At 68.9% G+C, this 16462-nt stretch carries 14 protein-coding genes; all 14 read left to right on the top strand.

The window, feature by feature from the left end:
• The first annotated feature begins 430 nt into the window (after positions 1–430).
• From H305_RS0139700 to nuoN, 14 genes are read left to right on the top strand one after another with little or no spacing between them, the layout of a single operon-like run.
• The gene (locus H305_RS0139700) at positions 431–790 is read left to right on the top strand and encodes an NADH-quinone oxidoreductase subunit A (protein WP_007383963.1); all 360 of its coding nucleotides are present in this window, start codon (positions 431–433) and stop codon (positions 788–790) included.
• 13 nt (positions 791–803) lie between these two features.
• Positions 804–1358 (top strand): NuoB/complex I 20 kDa subunit family protein, encoded by a 555-nt coding sequence (locus tag H305_RS0139695; RefSeq protein WP_003998928.1) that lies wholly within the window; start codon positions 804–806, stop codon positions 1356–1358.
• Positions 1355–2095 carry an NADH-quinone oxidoreductase subunit C gene (locus H305_RS0139690; protein ID WP_028805361.1) on the top strand — a complete coding sequence of 247 codons (741 nt, stop codon included), beginning with the start codon at positions 1355–1357 and terminating at the stop codon, positions 2093–2095. Before H305_RS0139695 ends, H305_RS0139690 begins: the two co-directional genes overlap by 4 nt.
• The gene (locus tag H305_RS0139685) at positions 2092–3432 is read left to right on the top strand and encodes an NADH-quinone oxidoreductase subunit D (RefSeq protein ID WP_028805360.1); all 1341 of its coding nucleotides are present in this window, start codon (positions 2092–2094) and stop codon (positions 3430–3432) included. The genes H305_RS0139690 and H305_RS0139685 overlap by 4 nt, the downstream gene beginning before the upstream one ends.
• Complete coding sequence (nuoE, locus tag H305_RS0139680; protein WP_028805359.1) at positions 3429–4274, top strand: NADH-quinone oxidoreductase subunit NuoE; 846 nt, start codon at positions 3429–3431, stop codon at positions 4272–4274. The genes H305_RS0139685 and nuoE overlap by 4 nt, the downstream gene beginning before the upstream one ends.
• On the top strand, positions 4274–5647 hold the full coding sequence (gene nuoF, locus H305_RS0139675) for an NADH-quinone oxidoreductase subunit NuoF (protein ID WP_028805358.1): 1374 nt from the start codon (positions 4274–4276) through the stop codon (positions 5645–5647). Before nuoE ends, nuoF begins: the two co-directional genes overlap by 1 nt.
• Positions 5644–8148: an NADH-quinone oxidoreductase subunit G gene (locus H305_RS0139670; protein ID WP_028805357.1), complete on the top strand. Its 2505-nt coding sequence runs from the start codon at positions 5644–5646 to the stop codon at positions 8146–8148. Before nuoF ends, H305_RS0139670 begins: the two co-directional genes overlap by 4 nt.
• Positions 8145–9518, top strand: coding sequence for an NADH-quinone oxidoreductase subunit NuoH (gene nuoH, locus H305_RS0139665; RefSeq protein WP_028805356.1), 1374 nt, complete (start codon positions 8145–8147; stop codon positions 9516–9518). Before H305_RS0139670 ends, nuoH begins: the two co-directional genes overlap by 4 nt.
• A complete protein-coding gene (nuoI, locus tag H305_RS0139660; protein ID WP_028805355.1) occupies positions 9511–10140 on the top strand; it encodes an NADH-quinone oxidoreductase subunit NuoI in 630 nt (209 codons plus the stop codon). Before nuoH ends, nuoI begins: the two co-directional genes overlap by 8 nt.
• A complete protein-coding gene (locus H305_RS0139655) occupies positions 10137–10955 on the top strand; it encodes an NADH-quinone oxidoreductase subunit J (RefSeq protein WP_028805354.1) in 819 nt (272 codons plus the stop codon). Before nuoI ends, H305_RS0139655 begins: the two co-directional genes overlap by 4 nt.
• The gene (gene nuoK, locus H305_RS0139650; RefSeq protein ID WP_003974374.1) at positions 10952–11251 is read left to right on the top strand and encodes an NADH-quinone oxidoreductase subunit NuoK; all 300 of its coding nucleotides are present in this window, start codon (positions 10952–10954) and stop codon (positions 11249–11251) included. The genes H305_RS0139655 and nuoK overlap by 4 nt, the downstream gene beginning before the upstream one ends.
• A gap of 14 nt (positions 11252–11265) precedes the next feature.
• Positions 11266–13179, top strand: a complete 1914-nt coding sequence (gene nuoL, locus H305_RS0139645; RefSeq protein ID WP_028805353.1) for an NADH-quinone oxidoreductase subunit L — start codon at positions 11266–11268, stop codon at positions 13177–13179.
• Positions 13180–13184: 5 nt separating this feature from the next.
• Complete coding sequence (locus tag H305_RS0139640; protein ID WP_028805352.1) at positions 13185–14783, top strand: NADH-quinone oxidoreductase subunit M; 1599 nt, start codon at positions 13185–13187, stop codon at positions 14781–14783.
• Positions 14780–16429 (top strand): NADH-quinone oxidoreductase subunit NuoN, encoded by a 1650-nt coding sequence (nuoN, locus tag H305_RS0139635; RefSeq protein WP_028805351.1) that lies wholly within the window; start codon positions 14780–14782, stop codon positions 16427–16429. Before H305_RS0139640 ends, nuoN begins: the two co-directional genes overlap by 4 nt.
• Positions 16430–16462: the final 33 nt, after the last annotated feature.

Here is a 16462-nt window from a genome sequence, read left to right as displayed (position 1 = left end):
ACGCGTGCACGCGTCCACATCGGCCGCGGAGCTCCCTCCGAAGTGTGAACGCGGTCCTCTATCAAGGGTCTGCGTCCAACTCGAATTTGCATGCAGAGGAAGTCTCTTGATATGGAGACGCCGCCTCGGACCTGCGACGACGAGCGGAAATGTCACCTCTGGTGATCGACCGGACGCTTCGCGTACGAAGATCACTGCTCATACGACTTCATGATCGTTCGTCAGGTGGTGGAGATCACAAAGCTTGTGTAATACCCCGTGTCGCAGATCACAGACCGGCGGGCATAAGATGCGAGGCAGTTGGGCTTGTGACCTGCTTCACATGTTCCCGATCTTCGCCGGTACGGGTGGAGCTCGTGGGGCCTGTGGGGCGGGAGTGCTTGCCCGTCGAACCGCCACCAGTCAGTGCCGACTGAGAGGAGCGAGGAGCGTGAACGCGTATGCGCCGATCCTCGTACTGGGAGCCCTCGGGGCAGGCTTTGCGATCTTCTCCGTGGTCATGGCCACGCTGATCGGTCCGAAGCGGTACAACCGCGCCAAGCTCGAAGCCTACGAGTGCGGCATCGAGCCGACCCCCACGCCGGCCGGCGGCGGGCGCTTCCCCATCAAGTACTACCTGACGGCGATGCTCTTCATCGTCTTCGACATCGAGATCGTCTTCCTCTACCCCTGGGCCGTCACCTTCGACGCCCTGGGTGTTTTCGGGCTCGTGGAGATGCTGCTCTTCGTGCTCACCGTCTTCGTCGCGTACGCGTACGTATGGCGGCGCGGCGGCCTGGAATGGGACTGAGGGGCCTTAAGACATGGGACTCGAAGAAAAGCTGCCGAGCGGATTCCTGCTGACCACCGTCGAGCAGGCCGCGGGATGGGTGCGCAAGGCGTCCGTCTTCCCCGCGACGTTCGGACTCGCCTGTTGCGCCATCGAGATGATGACCACCGGCGCCGGGCGCTACGACCTGGCGCGCTTCGGCATGGAGGTCTTCCGCGGGTCGCCGCGACAGGCGGACCTGATGATCGTGGCCGGCCGGGTCAGTCAGAAGATGGCGCCGGTGCTGCGGCAGGTCTACGACCAGATGCCCAACCCCAAGTGGGTCATCTCCATGGGGGTTTGTGCCTCATCGGGTGGAATGTTCAACAACTACGCCATTGTGCAGGGAGTCGACCACATCGTCCCGGTCGACATCTATTTGCCGGGCTGTCCGCCACGGCCCGAGATGCTGATGGACGCGATCCTCAAGCTCCACCAGAAGATCCAGACCTCCAAGCTCGGCGTGAACGCCGAGGAGGCGGCCCGCGAGGCGGAGGAAGCGGCGCTCAAGGCGCTCCCCACCATCGAGATGAAGGGCCTGCTGCGGTGAGCGACGTGAACGGCAACGGAGTCAACCCCGACAAGGACCTCGAGGCCTCGAACCTCCCCGGCCAGCGCGGCGAGGGCGGCGAGGAGATCCGCGTCCAGCGGGGCATGTTCGGCGCCGACAACGGCGGCGACACCTCGGGCTACGGCGGCCTGGTCCGCTCCGTCCGGCTCCCGGGCCCGGCCACCCGCCCCTACGGCGGCTGGTTCGACGAGGTCGCCGACGAGCTGGAGGGCGCCCTGGAGGAACAGGGCCTCGTCCCCGACAACGCCGTCGAGAAGACGGTCGTCGACCGCGGCGAGATCACCTTCCACATCGAGCGCGAGCACCTGGTCCGCGTCGCCCAGACCCTGCGCGACGACCCGGCCCTCCGCTTCGAGCTGTGCACCGGTGTCTCCGGGGTCCACTACCCGCACGACAAGGGCCGTGAGCTGCACGCCGTCTACCACCTGCGCTCGATCACCCACAACCGGCTGATCCGGCTGGAGGTCAGCGCCCCCGACGCCGACCCGCACGTCCCCTCGCTCGTCTCCGTCTATCCGACCAACGACTGGCACGAGCGCGAGACGTACGACTTCTTCGGGCTGATCTTCGACGGCCACCCGGCACTGACGCGGATCATGATGCCGGACGACTGGCAAGGCTTTCCGCAGCGCAAGGACTACCCCCTCGGCGGCATCCCCGTCGAGTACAAGGGCGCCCAGATCCCGGCTCCGGACCAGCGGAGGTCGTACTCATGAGCACGCAGACCCCTTCTTCTGCATCAGCCGCGTCGGCCCGCGAGACGACCGAGGGCACCGTCTACACGGTCACCGGCGGTGACTGGGACGAGATCGCCCAGACCGCGGCCACCTCCGACGACGAGCGCATCATCGTCAACATGGGTCCGCAGCACCCGTCCACGCACGGCGTGCTCCGGCTCATCCTGGAGATCGACGGCGAGACGGTCACCGAGGCCCGCTGCGGCATCGGCTACCTCCACACCGGCATCGAGAAGAACCTCGAGTTCCGCACGTGGACGCAGGGCACCACGTTCGTGACGCGCATGGACTATCTGACGCCGTTCTTCAACGAGACGGCGTACTGCCTCGCGGTCGAGAAGCTCCTCGGCATCGAGGACCAGGTCCCCGACCGCGCCTCGATCATCCGCGTCCTCATGATGGAGCTGAACCGGCTCTCGTCCCACCTGGTGTGCATCGCCACCGGCGGCATGGAGCTCGGCGCCACCACGATCATGATCTACGGATTCCGTGATCGTGAACTCATTCTCGACATCTACGAGCTGATCACCGGCCTGCGGATGAACCACGCCTACATCCGCCCCGGAGGCCTCGCCCAGGACCTGCCCCCGGGCGCCGTGGACCAGATCCGCGAGTTCGTGAAGAAGATGAAGAAGAACCTTCCCGAGTACGACAAGCTCGCCACCGGGAACCCCATCTTCAAGGCCCGCATGCAGGACGTCGGCTACCTCGACCTGGCCGGCTGCATGGCCCTCGGCGCCACCGGCCCGATCCTCCGCTCCGCCGGCCTGCCGCACGACCTGCGCAAGTCCCAGCCGTACTGCGGCTACGAGACGTACGACTTCGAGGTGCCGACCGCCGACACCTGCGACTCCTACGGCCGCTTCCTGATCCGCCTGGAGGAGATGCGGCAGTCGCTGCGCATCGTCGAGCAGTGCCTGGACCGGCTCCAGCCGGGCCCGGTCATGGTCGCCGACAAGAAGATCGCCTGGCCCGCCCAGCTCGCGCTCGGCCCCGACGGTCTCGGCAACTCCCTCGACCACATCAAGAACATCATGGGCACCTCCATGGAGGCCCTGATCCACCACTTCAAGCTGGTGACCGAAGGCTTCCGCGTCCCGCCGGGCCAGGCGTACGTGGCGGTCGAATCGCCCAAGGGCGAACTCGGGGTGCACGTCGCGTCCGACGGAGGCACCCGCCCCTACCGGGTCCACTTCCGGGACCCGTCCTTCACCAATCTCCAGGCCATGGCGGCGATGTGCGAGGGCGGCCAGGTCGCCGACGTCATCGTCGCCGTGGCGTCCATCGACCCCGTGATGGGAGGCGTCGACCGGTGACCACCACCCCCTCCGAGGGCGTCAGCCTGGGCATGCCCCACCTGCCCGCGCCCGACTACCCGGACGACGTCCGGGCCAGGCTCGAAGCCGACGCGCGGGACGTCGTCGCCCGCTATCCGGACTCCCGCTCGGCGCTCCTGCCGTTGCTGCACCTCGTGCAGTCGGAGGAGGGCCACGTCACGCGGACGGGAATGCGGTTCTGCGCGGAGGTGCTCGGCCTGACCACGGCCGAGGTCACCGCCGTCGCGACCTTCTACTCGATGTACCGGCGCAAGCCCTCCGGCGACTACCAGGTGGGCGTCTGCACCAACACCCTGTGCGCGGTCATGGGCGGCGACGCGATCTTCGAGGCACTCCAGGACCACCTGGGCGTCGGCAACGGCGAGACCACCCAGGACGGCAAGGTCACCCTGGAGCACATCGAGTGCAACGCGGCCTGCGACTTCGCGCCGGTCGTGATGGTCAACTGGGAGTTCTTCGACAACCAGACCGTGGACTCCGCGAAGCGCCTCGTCGACGACCTGGTCGCGGGAGCACAGGTCGAGCCCACTCGTGGTGCCCCGCTGTGCACCTTCAAGGACACCGCCCGGATCCTCGCGGGCTTCCCCGACGAGCGCGCCGGAGCCGTCGAGGCGAGCGGCAGCGCCGGCCCCGCGTCGCTGATCGGGCTCCGGCTGGCCAAGGGAGAGGGCGCCCCCGCGCGCGTGGTGCACCCGCGCGGCGCCGGGGCGCCTGAGGACCAGCCGCCCGCCGAGCACCTGAGCTCGCACGACGCGCCGCAGGACACATCGGCCTCCGACCCGGCCCACCCGGCGGGTCCCGTAGCCGAGGAGGGGGAGTGATGACCTTGTCCACCCAATACGGGAGCACGTCGCAGCCGGAGGCCGGGGGAGAGTCCAGCCCCGAGAAGCTGCTGGCGCCCGTGCTCTCGGCCTTCTGGGACGAGGAGAAGTCCTGGACGCTGGACGTCTACCGCAGGCACGACGGATACGAGGGTCTGCGCAAGGCGCTCGCGATGTCGCCGGACGACCTCATCGCCTATGTCAAGGAATCCGGACTGCGCGGCCGCGGCGGTGCCGGATTCCCCACCGGAATGAAGTGGCAGTTCATTCCGCAGGGCGACGGCAAGCCGCACTATCTGGTTGTCAACGCCGACGAGTCGGAGCCGGGAACCTGCAAGGACATCCCGCTCCTCTTCGCCAACCCGCACAGCCTCATCGAGGGCATCGTGATCGCGTGCTATGCCATCCGGTCCTCGCATGCCTTCATCTATCTGCGCGGTGAAGTGGTCCCCGTCCTGCGGCGGTTGCACGAGGCCGTGCGTGAGGCCTACGAGGCGGGCTACCTCGGCGAGAACATCCTGGGCAGCGGACTCGACCTCCAGCTCACCGTGCACGCGGGCGCGGGCGCGTACATCTGCGGCGAGGAGACCGCACTGCTCGACTCGCTCGAAGGCCGCCGGGGCCAACCGCGGCTCCGTCCCCCCTTCCCTGCCGTCGCGGGCCTCTATGCGTGCCCGACTGTGGTGAACAACGTCGAATCCATCGCATCCGTTCCCGCAATCCTGCACAAAGGCAAGGAATGGTTCAGGTCGATGGGCAGCGAGAAGTCCCCGGGCTTCACGCTCTACTCGCTCAGCGGCCATGTCGCGAACCCCGGCCAGTACGAGGCCCCGCTCGGCATCACCCTGCGCCAACTCCTCGACATGAGTGGCGGAATGCGGCCCGGCCACCGGCTGAAGTTCTGGACGCCCGGCGGCTCCTCCACGCCGATGTTCACCGACGAGCACCTCGACGTCCCCCTCGACTACGAAGCAGTCGGCGCCGCGGGTTCCATGCTCGGCACCAAGGCGCTCCAGTGCTTCGACGAGACGACCTGCGTGGTGCGGGCCGTCACACGGTGGACCGAGTTCTACGCCCACGAGTCCTGCGGCAAGTGCACACCGTGCCGTGAAGGGACGTACTGGCTCGTGCAGTTGCTGCGTGACATCGAGGCCGGCAAGGGGCTCATGTCCGACCTCGACAAGCTGAACGACATCGCCGACAACATCAACGGCAAGTCGTTCTGCGCCCTCGGCGACGGCGCCGCCTCGCCGATCTTCTCCTCGCTCAAGTACTTCCGTGAGGAGTACGAGCAGCACATCACGGGCCGCGGCTGCCCCTTTGACCCGGCCAAGTCCACCGCTTGGGCCGACCGCACGGAGGTGAACGCATGACAGTGACCACCAGCGCTCCCTCCGGAGGCGGGGAGGCGGCCGTCCCGCGGGAAGATCTCGTCTCGCTGACGATCGACGGCGCCGAGATCAGCGTGCCGAAGGGCACCCTGGTCATCCGGGCCGCCGAACAGCTCGGCATCGAGATCCCCCGGTTCTGCGACCATCCGCTGCTCGACCCGGTGGGCGCCTGCCGCCAGTGCATCGTCGAGGTCGAGGGCCAGCGCAAGCCCATGGCGTCCTGCACGATCACCTGTACGGACGGGATGGTCGTCAAGACTCACCTCACCTCCCCGGTGGCGGAGAAGGCCCAGCACGGTGTGATGGAGCTGCTGCTCATCAACCACCCGCTGGACTGCCCGGTCTGCGACAAGGGCGGCGAGTGCCCGCTGCAGAACCAGGCCATGTCGCACGGCAACGCCGAGTCCCGCTTCGAGGGCAGGAAGCGGACGTACGAGAAGCCGGTGCCGATCTCCACGCAGGTGCTGCTCGACCGGGAGCGGTGCGTGCTGTGCGCCCGCTGCACCCGCTTCTCCAACCAGATCGCCGGCGACCCGATGATCGAGCTGATCGAGCGCGGTGCGCTCCAGCAGGTCGGCACCGGTGAGGGCGACCCCTTCGAGTCGTACTTCTCCGGCAACACCATCCAGATCTGCCCGGTCGGCGCGCTGACGTCGTCGGCGTACCGATTCCGCTCGCGCCCCTTCGACCTCATCTCCTCGCACTCCGTGTGCGAGCACTGCGCCGGAGGCTGCGCCACGCGCACCGACCACCGGCGCGGCAAGGTCATGCGGCGCCTCGCGGCCCCGGACCCCGAGGTCAACGAGGAGTGGCTCTGCGACAAGGGACGGTTCGGGTTCCGGTACGCGCAGCAGCGCGACCGCCTCGACACGCCCCTCGTGCGCGGTGCGTCGGGTGAGCTGGAGCCCGCCTCCTGGCCGGAGGCCCTGGAGGCGGCGGCGCGGGGGCTGCTCGCGGCCCGGGGACGGACCGGTGTCCTGACCGGCGGCCGGCTCACCGTCGAGGACGCCTACGCCTACAGCAAGTTCGCGCGCGTGGCCCTCGACACGAACGACATCGACTTCCGCGCGCGCGTGCACAGCGCCGAGGAGGCCGACTTCCTGGCGGCCCGCGTCGCCGGACGGGGCCGGGACCTGGACGGCTCGGGCGTCACGTACACCTCCCTGGAGAAGGCGCCCGCCGTCCTGCTGGTCGGCTTCGAGTCGGAGGAGGAGGCGCCCGGCGTCTTCCTGCGGCTGCGCAAGGCCTGGCGGGGGCACCGCCAGAAGACCTTCTCGCTCGCCACGCACGCGACGCGCGGACTGGAGAAGGCGGGCGGCATCCTGCTGGCCGCCGCGCCCGGCACCGAGACCGAATGGCTGGACGCCCTCGCGAGTGGCGTCGGCCTGGAGGGCGACGGAGCAGAGGCCGCGCAGGCGCTGCGCACCGAGGGCGCCGTGATCGTCGTCGGTGAACGCCTCGCCTCCGTGGTCGGCGGGCTCACCGCGGCCGTACGGGCCGCGTCCGCGACGGGCGCCCAGCTGGTGTGGATTCCGCGCCGGGCGGGAGAGCGCGGCGCGATCGAGGCGGGCGCGCTGCCGTCACTGCTGCCGGGCGGACGCCCGGCCACCGACCCGCGCGCGCGGGAGGAGGTCGCCGCCGCCTGGGGCGTCTCCGCGCTCCCGCACCGCTACGGCCGCGACACCGGCCAGATCGTCGAGGCCGCCGCGGGCGGCGAACTGCGCGCCCTGTTGGTGGCGGGTGTGGAGGTCGCCGACCTCCCCGACCCGGCACGCGCGCGTGCCGCCCTGTCCGAGGTGGGCTTCGTGGTGTCGCTGGAGCAGCGCCCCAGCGAGGTCACCGAGCGCGCCGACGTCGTGCTTCCCGTCGCCGCCGTCGCCGAGAAGGCGGGCACCTTCCTCAACTGGGAGGGCCGCGCCCGCCTCTTCGAGGCCGCGCTCAAGCCCGACCAGATGACCCGACGCCTGGCACCCACCGACGCACGTGTCCTGCAGATGCTGGCCGACGCCATGGACGTGCACCTGGGCCTGCCGGACCTGCGCACCGCGCGCGGCGAGCTGGACCGGCTCGGCGCCTGGGACGGGCCGCGGGCCAGCGAGCCCCTGGAGACGGCCGTGCAGCTGCCGCGTCCGGCCGCCGGGGAGGCGGTCCTCGCCGGACACCGCCTGCTGCTCGACCAGGGCCGCCTGCAGGAGGGCGACGCGGCGCTCGCCGGGACCCGGCACGCCGCACGCGCGCGCGTGTCGGCCGCCACGGCCGCCGAGGCGGGCGTCGGCAACGGCGACCTCCTCGCCGTGACCGGCCCCTGCGGAGTGGTCGAACTCCCCCTCCAGATCACCGAGATGCCCGACCGCGTGGTCTGGCTCCCGCTGAACTCCGCCGGAACGGGCGTCGCCTCCGACACCGGGGCGCAGCCCGGCGCACTCGTCCGTATCGGTCCGGCGGGCTCCGCCGCCGAGGCTCCCAAGGAGGTGGAGGCATGAGCCCGTACCTCGCCGCTGAAGACCTCTCCATGTTCGGCCGCGACCCGTGGTGGCTGGTCGTCATCAAGGCGGTCTTCTGCTTCGCCTTCCTCATGCTGACCGTGCTCTTCTCCATCGTGTGGGAGCGCAAGGTCGTCGCGTGGATGCAGCTGCGCATCGGCCCGAACCGGCACGGCCCCTGGGGCATGCTCCAGTCGCTCGCCGACGGCATCAAGCTGATGCTCAAGGAAGACGTCATCGTCAAACGCGCGGACAAGGTGGTCTACGTCCTCGCGCCGATCGTCGCGGCCATCCCGGCCTTCATGGCGATCGCGGTGATCCCCTTCGGCCCCGCGGGCAACGAGATCTCGATCTTCGGCCACCGCACCGCGATGCAGCTGACCGACCTGCCGATCGCGATGCTCTACATCCTCGCGGTCGCCTCCGTCGGCATCTACGGCATCGTGCTGGCGGGCTGGAGCTCCGGATCGACCTACCCCCTGCTGGGCGGTCTGCGGTCCTGCGCGCAGATGATCTCCTACGAGATCGCCATGGGCGCAGCCTTCGCCTCGGTGTTCCTCTACTCCGGGTCGATGTCCACCTCGACGATCGTCGAGCAGCAGCAGGACCGCTGGTACATCGTCCTGCTGCCGGTCTCGTTCCTGATCTACATCGTGACGATGGTCGGCGAGACCAACCGCGCGCCGTTCGACATGCCGGAGTCCGAGGGCGACCTCGTCGGCGGCTTCAACACCGAGTACTCGTCGATCAAGTTCGCGATGTTCATGCTCGCCGAGTACGTGAACATGGTGACGGTCTCGGCGGTGTCGGTGACGCTGTTCCTGGGCGGCTGGCGGGCCCCGTGGCCGATCAGCACCTTCTGGGAGGGCGCCAACCACGGCTGGTGGCCGATGGCGTGGTTCGTCATCAAGGTGCAGCTGCTGCTGTTCTTCTTCATCTGGCTGCGCGGCACGCTCCCGCGCGTCCGCTACGACCAGCTGATGAAGCTCGGCTGGAAGGTGCTCATCCCGGTCTCCGTGGTCTGGCTGATGCTCGTCGCGACCGTACGGACGCTCAGGAACGAGAACTACGACTTCGCGGACATCGCCCTGTACGTGGGCGGCGGCGTCCTGGTCCTGCTGCTGCTCTCCTTCGTCGCGGACATCTTCCGCGACAAGCAGGGGGCCCGGGAGGTGCCCGCCGAACCCGCCGCCTTCGACCCGATGGCCGGTGGATTCCCCGTGCCGCCGCTGCCGGGGCAGGAGTTGCCACCGGTGCCCAGGCGCCGCTCGCGCCGCGAGCGGGAGCTCATTGTCAGTGGCGGGTCCGATACTGCGAGTGACGGATCAATGGGTGGATCTCGTGACGGAAAGGAGGGGTCCGATGGCTGAGGAGCCGAAGGAGACCAAGCAGGGTTTCCAGAACCCCGTCGCCGGCTTCGGCGTGACCTTCAAGGCCATGTTCAAGAAGCGGCTGACCGAGCAGTACCCGGAGCAGCAGAAGACCACCGCTCCGCGGTTCCACGGCCGGCACCAGCTCAATCGCCATCCGGACGGCCTGGAGAAGTGCGTCGGCTGTGAGCTCTGCGCCTGGGCCTGCCCCGCGGACGCGATCTACGTGGAGGGCGCGGACAACACCGACGAGGAGCGCTACTCGCCGGGCGAGCGGTACGGCCGCGTCTATCAGATCAACTACGCCCGCTGCATCCTGTGCGGACTGTGCATCGAGGCGTGCCCCACGCGCGCGCTCACGATGACGAACGAGTTCGAGCTGGCCGACTCCAGCCGGGCCAACCTCATCTACACCAAGGAGCAGCTGCTCGCCGGGCTCGACGAGGGCATGGTCGACACACCGCACGCGATCTTCCCGGGCACCGACGAGCAGGACTACTACCGGGGCCTGGTGACCGAGGCGGCGCCCGGCACACAGCGCCAAGTGGCCCTCTCCAAGGGCGAGGTGCCCGTCTCGGCGAACACGCCGGGTGCGCCCGCCGGTGAGGAGGCGGAGGGATGAGCGCGCAGCTGGCCGCATACGCCACCTCCACCGGGGAGGCCTTCCAGTTCTGGGTCCTGGGCACCGTCGCCGTGATCGGCGCCCTGTGCACCGTCTTCATGCGGAAGGCCGTGCACAGCGCGCTCTGCCTCGCCGGGACCATGATCATCCTCGCGGTGTTCTATCTGGCCAACGGCGCGTACTTCCTGGGCATCGTCCAGATCGTCGTCTACACGGGCGCGATCATGATGTTGTTCCTGTTCGTGGTCATGCTCGTCGGTGTCACCGCGGCGGACTCGCTGAAGGAGACCATCAAGGGGCAGCGCTGGCTGGCCCTGGTGTGCGGTCTCGGCTTCGGCGTCCTGCTCCTCGGCGGCATCGGCAACGCCTCCATCAAGGACTTCAACGGCCTGGCCAAGGCGAACGCGAACGGCAATGTGGAGGGCCTCGCCGCCCTCATCTTCACGAAGTACGTGTTCGCGTTCGAGATCACCGGCGCCCTGCTCATCACGGCCGCCGTCGGCGCCATGGTGCTCACGCACCGCGAGCGCACCGAGCGCGCCAAGACCCAGCGCGAGCTGGCCGAGGAGCGTGTGCGCGAGGGCAAGCACGTACCGCCGCTCCCGGCGCCCGGCGTCTACGCCCGGCACAACGCGGTGGACATCGCGGGTCTGCTCCCCGACGGCACCCCGTCCGAGCTGACCGTGAACAAGACGCTGCGCGAGCGCGGCCAGATCCGTGACGTGTCGACCGAGGCACTGAGCGATCTGAAGGCCCTGGAGCAGCGTGCCGAGGAGCGCCTGGAGCGCACGAAGACGGGGGAGGGGTCGAAGTGAACCCGGTCAACTACCTCTATCTCGCGGCCCTGTTGTTCACGATCGGTGCCACCGGCGTACTGATCAGACGCAACGCGATCGTGGTGTTCATGTGCATCGAGCTCATGCTCAACGCCTGCAACCTCGCGTTCGTCGCCTTCTCCCGCATGCACGGCAATCTCGACGGCCAGATCATCGCCTTCTTCACGATGGTCGTCGCCGCCGCGGAGGTCGTGGTCGGGCTCGCGATCATCGTGTCGCTGTTCCGTTCCCGCCACTCGGCCTCGGTCGACGACGCCAGCCTGATGAAGCTCTGAGGGGTCGCTGAATCGTGGAGAACCTGATTGCGCTGCTGATCGCGGCGCCCCTGCTCGGAGCGGCCGTACTGCTGTGCGGCGGCCGGCGGCTGGACGCCGTCGGCCACTGGATCGGTACGGCGCTCGCCTCGGCCTCGTTCGTGATGGGCGTCGTGCTCTTCGCCGACATGCTCGGCAAGAGCCCCGACGACCGGACCGTCAGCCAGCACCTGTTCAGCTGGATCCCGGTCGCCGGCTTCCAGGCCGACGTGTCCTTCCAGCTCGACCAGCTGTCGATGACGTTCGTGCTGCTGATCACCGGCGTCGGCTCGCTGATCCACCTGTACTCCGTCGGGTACATGGAGCACGACGAGCGCCGCCGCCGCTTCTTCGGCTACCTGAACCTGTTCCTCGCGGCGATGCTGCTGCTCGTCCTCGCCGACAACTACCTGTTGCTGTACGTCGGCTGGGAGGGCGTGGGTCTCGCCTCGTACCTGCTGATCGGCTTCTGGCAGCACAAGCCCAGCGCCGCCACCGCCGCGAAGAAGGCCTTCCTGGTCAACCGCGTCGGCGACATGGGCCTGTCGATCGCCATCATGCTGATGTTCACGACCTTCGGGACCTTCGCGTTCGGGCCGGTCCTCGGCACCCACGAGGAGGCGGGGCTGACGCAGGGCGCGAGCGAGGGCAAGCTGACCGCCATCGCCCTGATGCTGCTCCTCGCCGCCTGCGGCAAGTCCGCCCAGGTGCCGCTGCAGTCCTGGCTCGGGGACGCGATGGAGGGCCCGACCCCGGTCTCGGCCCTCATCCACGCCGCGACGATGGTGACCGCCGGTGTCTACCTCGTCGTCCGTTCCGGCACGATCTTCAACGCGGCGCCCGACGCGCAGCTCGTCGTCACCGTCGTCGGTGCCGTCACGCTCCTGTTCGGTGCGATCGTCGGTTGCGCGAAGGACGACATCAAGAAGGCGCTGGCCGGCTCGACCATGTCCCAGATCGGCTACATGGTGCTGGCCGCGGGCCTCGGCCCCATCGGCTACGTCTGGGCGATCATGCACCTGGTGACGCACGGCTTCTTCAAGGCCGGGCTGTTCCTCGGCGCCGGATCGGTCATGCACGGCATGAACGACGAGGTCGACATGCGGAAGTTCGGCGGCCTCCGGAAGTACATGCCGATCACCTTCGTCACCTTCGGCCTCGGCTATCTCGCGATCATCGGCTTCCCGGGCCTGTCGGGCTTCTTCTCCAAGGACAAGATCATCGAAGCGGCCTTCGCCAAGGGCGGCACCGAGGGCTGGATCCTCGGCGGCGCGGCCCTGCTCGGCGCGGCCATCACCGCGTACTACATGACGCGCGTGATGCTCATGACCTTCTTCGGTGAGAAGCGCTGGCAGCCGGACGCGGACGGCCACGAGCCGCACCCGCACGAGTCACCCAGGTCGATGACGATCCCCATGATCGTGCTGGCCTTCGGATCGGTCTTCGCGGGCGGCCTGTTCAGCATCGGCGACCGATTCCTGCACTGGCTGGAGCCGGTCACCGGGCACTCCGAAGGGGACTCGCCGGTCAGTGCCCTCACGGTCACGCTGGCCACGATGGTGCTGCTCGTCGTCGGCGCCGGAATCGCGTACGCCCAGTACGGGCGCCGTGCCGTCCCGGTGGTCGCCCCGCGGGGTTCCCTGGCCACCCGGGCCGCCCGGCGCGATCTGTACCAGGACGACTTCAACCACGTCGTGCTGGTGCGCGGCGGCGAGCACCTCACCCGCTCCCTGGTGTATGTCGACCACACGCTGGTCGACGGCGTCGTCAACGGCACGGCGGCCTCCGTGGGCGGCCTCTCCGGCCGGCTGCGCAGGCTGCAGAACGGCTATGCGCGCAGTTACGCGGTCTCGATGTTCGGCGGTGCGGCGGTCCTCATCGCCGCGACCCTGCTGATGAGGGCGGTCTGATACCGATGTCCTTTCCTCTGCTGACAGCGACGGCGGCGCTCCCGGCGCTCGGGGCGATCGCCACGGCCGCCGTGCCGGCCGCGCAGCGCGTCGCCGCCAAGTGGCTGGCGCTGCTCGTCTCCCTGGGCACCCTGGCGCTCGCCGCGGTGACCCTGGTGCGCTTCGACCCCGACGGCGCGCGCTACCAGCTCACCGAGTCCCATCCCTGGATCGCGGACTTCGGTGTGCGCTACGAACTGGGCGTGGACGGCATCGGGGTGGCGCTGGTCGCGCTCACCGCGCTGCTGATCCCGTTCATCATCCTCGCGGGCTGGCACGACGCCGACCCGCAGGAGACGGGCAGCTCGCGGTGGCGTCCCACCCAGGGCTTCTTCGCGCTGATCCTCGCCGTCGAGGCGATGGTGATCATCTCGTTCGAGGCCACCGACGTCTTCCTCTTCTACATCTTCTTCGAAGCCATGCTCATCCCGATGTACTTCCTCATCGGTGGCTTCGGGGACAGGGCGCACGGCGCGTACCGGTCGGCCACCTCCGCGGCCGACGGGGACGCGGCCGCCGCGACGCAACGCTCGTACGCCGCCGTGAAGTTCCTCCTCTACAACCTGGTCGGCGGCCTGATCATGCTGGCCGCCGTCATCGGCCTCTACGTGGTCGCCGGGAACTTCTCGCTCCAGGAGATCGTGCAGGCCCGCGCCAACGGAACACTGGACATGGCGACCAGCACGGAGCGGTGGCTCTTCCTCGGCTTCTTCTTCGCCTTCGCGGTGAAGGCGCCCCTGTGGCCCCTGCACACCTGGCTGCCGAACGCCATGGGTGAGGCCACCGCGCCGGTCGCCGTGCTGATCACGGCGGTCGTCGACAAGGTCGGCACCTTCGCGATGCTCCGCTTCTGCCTCCAGCTCTTCCCGGAGGCCTCGAAGTGGGCGACGCCCGCCATCCTCGTGCTGGCGCTCATCAGCATCGTCTACGGCGCCCTGCTGGCGGTCGGCCAGCGCGACATCAAGCGCCTGGTCGCGTACGCGTCGATCTCGCACTTCGGGTTCATCATCATGGGCATCTTCGCGATGACCAGCCAGGGCCAGTCGGGCGCGACGCTGTACATGGTCAACCACGGGATCTCGACCGCCGCCCTGATGCTGGTGGCCGGCTTCCTGATCTCGCGGCGCGGCTCGCGCCTGATCGCCGACTACGGAGGGGTGCAGAAGGTCGCACCGGTCCTCGCCGGCACCTTCCTGATCGGCGGGCTCGCCACGCTCTCGCTGCCGGGACTCGCGCCCTTCGTGAGTGAGTTCCTGGTCCTGGTCGGCACGTTCACGCGCTATCCGGTGGTCGGCATCATCGCCACCTTCGGCATCGTCCTTGCCGCCCTGTACACGCTCGTCCTCTACCAACGGACGATGACGGGGCCGGTGAAGGCGGAGGTCGCCGAGATGCCCGACCTCAGGGTGCGCGAGCTCCTGGTTGTCGCCCCGCTGATCGCCCTGTTGATCTTCCTGGGCGTCTACCCGAAGCCCGTCACCGACATCGTCAATCCGGCGGTCAAGCAGACCATGTCAGACGTACACAAGACGGACCCCAAGCCCGAGGTGGAGGCGGCCAAGTGAGCGCAGCAGCCGTCCACAGCCTGTGGACAACCGCAGCCGATCCGATCTCCAAGATCGACGCACCGAAGATCGAATACGGGCAATTGTCGCCCACCTTGATCGTCGTCGGCGCAGCCGTCATCGGGGTGCTGATCGAGGCGTTCGTACCGCGCAAGTCGCGCTACTACGCCCAGGTGTTCGTCGCCGTCGTCGCGCTCGCCGCCGCCTTCGCCGCGGTCGTCGCGCTCGCGGCGGGCGGATACGGCACCACGAAGGCGCACATCGCGGCGATGGGCGCCATCGCCGTCGACGGACCGGCCCTGTTCCTCCAGGGCACGATCCTGCTGGCCGGCCTGCTCGGCGTGTTCACCTTCGCCGAGCGGCGACTGGACCCACAGGCACACGGCAACCGCGTCGACTCGTTCGCCGCGCAGGCCGCGTCCGTGCCCGGCAGCGACAGTGAGAAGGCCGCCGTCAAGGCCGGGTTCACCACCACCGAGGTGTTCCCGCTTCTGCTCTTCGCCATCGCCGGCATGCTCGTCTTCCCCTCGGCCAACGACCTGCTGACACTCTTCGTGGCCCTGGAGGTCTTCTCGCTCCCGCTGTACCTCCTGTGCGCGGTGGCCCGCCGCAAGCGGCTCATGTCGCAGGAGGCGGCGGTCAAGTACTTCCTGCTCGGCGCCTTCGCCTCCGCGTTCACCCTGTTCGGTATCGCCCTGCTGTACGGCTACGCGGGCTCCGTGTCGTACGCGACGATCGCGCAGGTCGTCGACGGCACCGTGCAGAACGTCGACCCGGCGCTCGCCGGCACCATGGGCAACGACGCGCTGCTGCTCATCGGAGCCGCCATGCTCGCCATGGGACTGCTGTTCAAGGTCGGCGCCGTGCCGTTCCACATGTGGACGCCGGACGTCTACCAGGGCGCGCCGACCCCCGTGACCGGCTTCATGGCCGCGGCGACGAAGGTGGCCGCCTTCGGCGCGCTGCTGCGCCTGCTGTACGTCGTCCTGCCGGGCCTGCGCTGGGACTGGCGGCCGGTCATGTGGGCCGTCGCGATCGTGACCATGCTGGGCGGTGCGATCGTCGCGATCACACAGACGGACATCAAGCGACTGCTGGCGTACTCGTCGATCGCGCACGCGGGCTTCATCCTCGCGGGTGTCATCGCGACCTCGCCCGACGGCGTCTCGTCCGTCCTCTTCTACCTGGGCGCGTACTCGTTCGTCACCATCGGCGCCTTCGCCGTCGTGACGCTCGTGCGGGACGCGGGCGGCGAGGCCACCCACCTCTCCAAGTGGGCGGGGCTCGGACGCAGGTCCCCGCTGGTGGCGGCGGTCTTCGCGGTGTTTCTGCTGGCCTTCGCCGGCATCCCGTTGACCTCCGGCTTCGCCGGGAAGTTCGCCGTGTTCAAGGCGGCGGCGGAGGGCGGCGCGAGCGCGCTGGTCGTGGTCGGTGTGATCTCGTCGGCGATCGCGGCCTTCTTCTACATCCGGGTCATCGTGCTCATGTTCTTCAGTGAGCCGCGGCCCGAGGGCCCGACGGTCGCCGTGCCGTCGCCGTTGACCATGACGGCGATCGGCGTGGGCGTCGCGGTCACCCTGGTGCTCGGCGTCGCGCCGCAGTACTTCCTGGACCTGGCCGGTCAGGCCGGGGTCTTCGTCCGCTGACCACGCGGGCCGGGACGTGCACAGGCGTCGGGC

This window comes from Streptomyces sp. 142MFCol3.1, from assembly GCF_000424945.1.
In the GTDB taxonomy this organism is placed as follows: Bacteria; Actinomycetota; Actinomycetes; order Streptomycetales; family Streptomycetaceae; genus Streptomyces; species Streptomyces siamensis.
The sequence above is the reverse complement of the archived record's forward strand: the minus strand, read 5'-3'. Positions and strand labels throughout refer to the sequence as shown.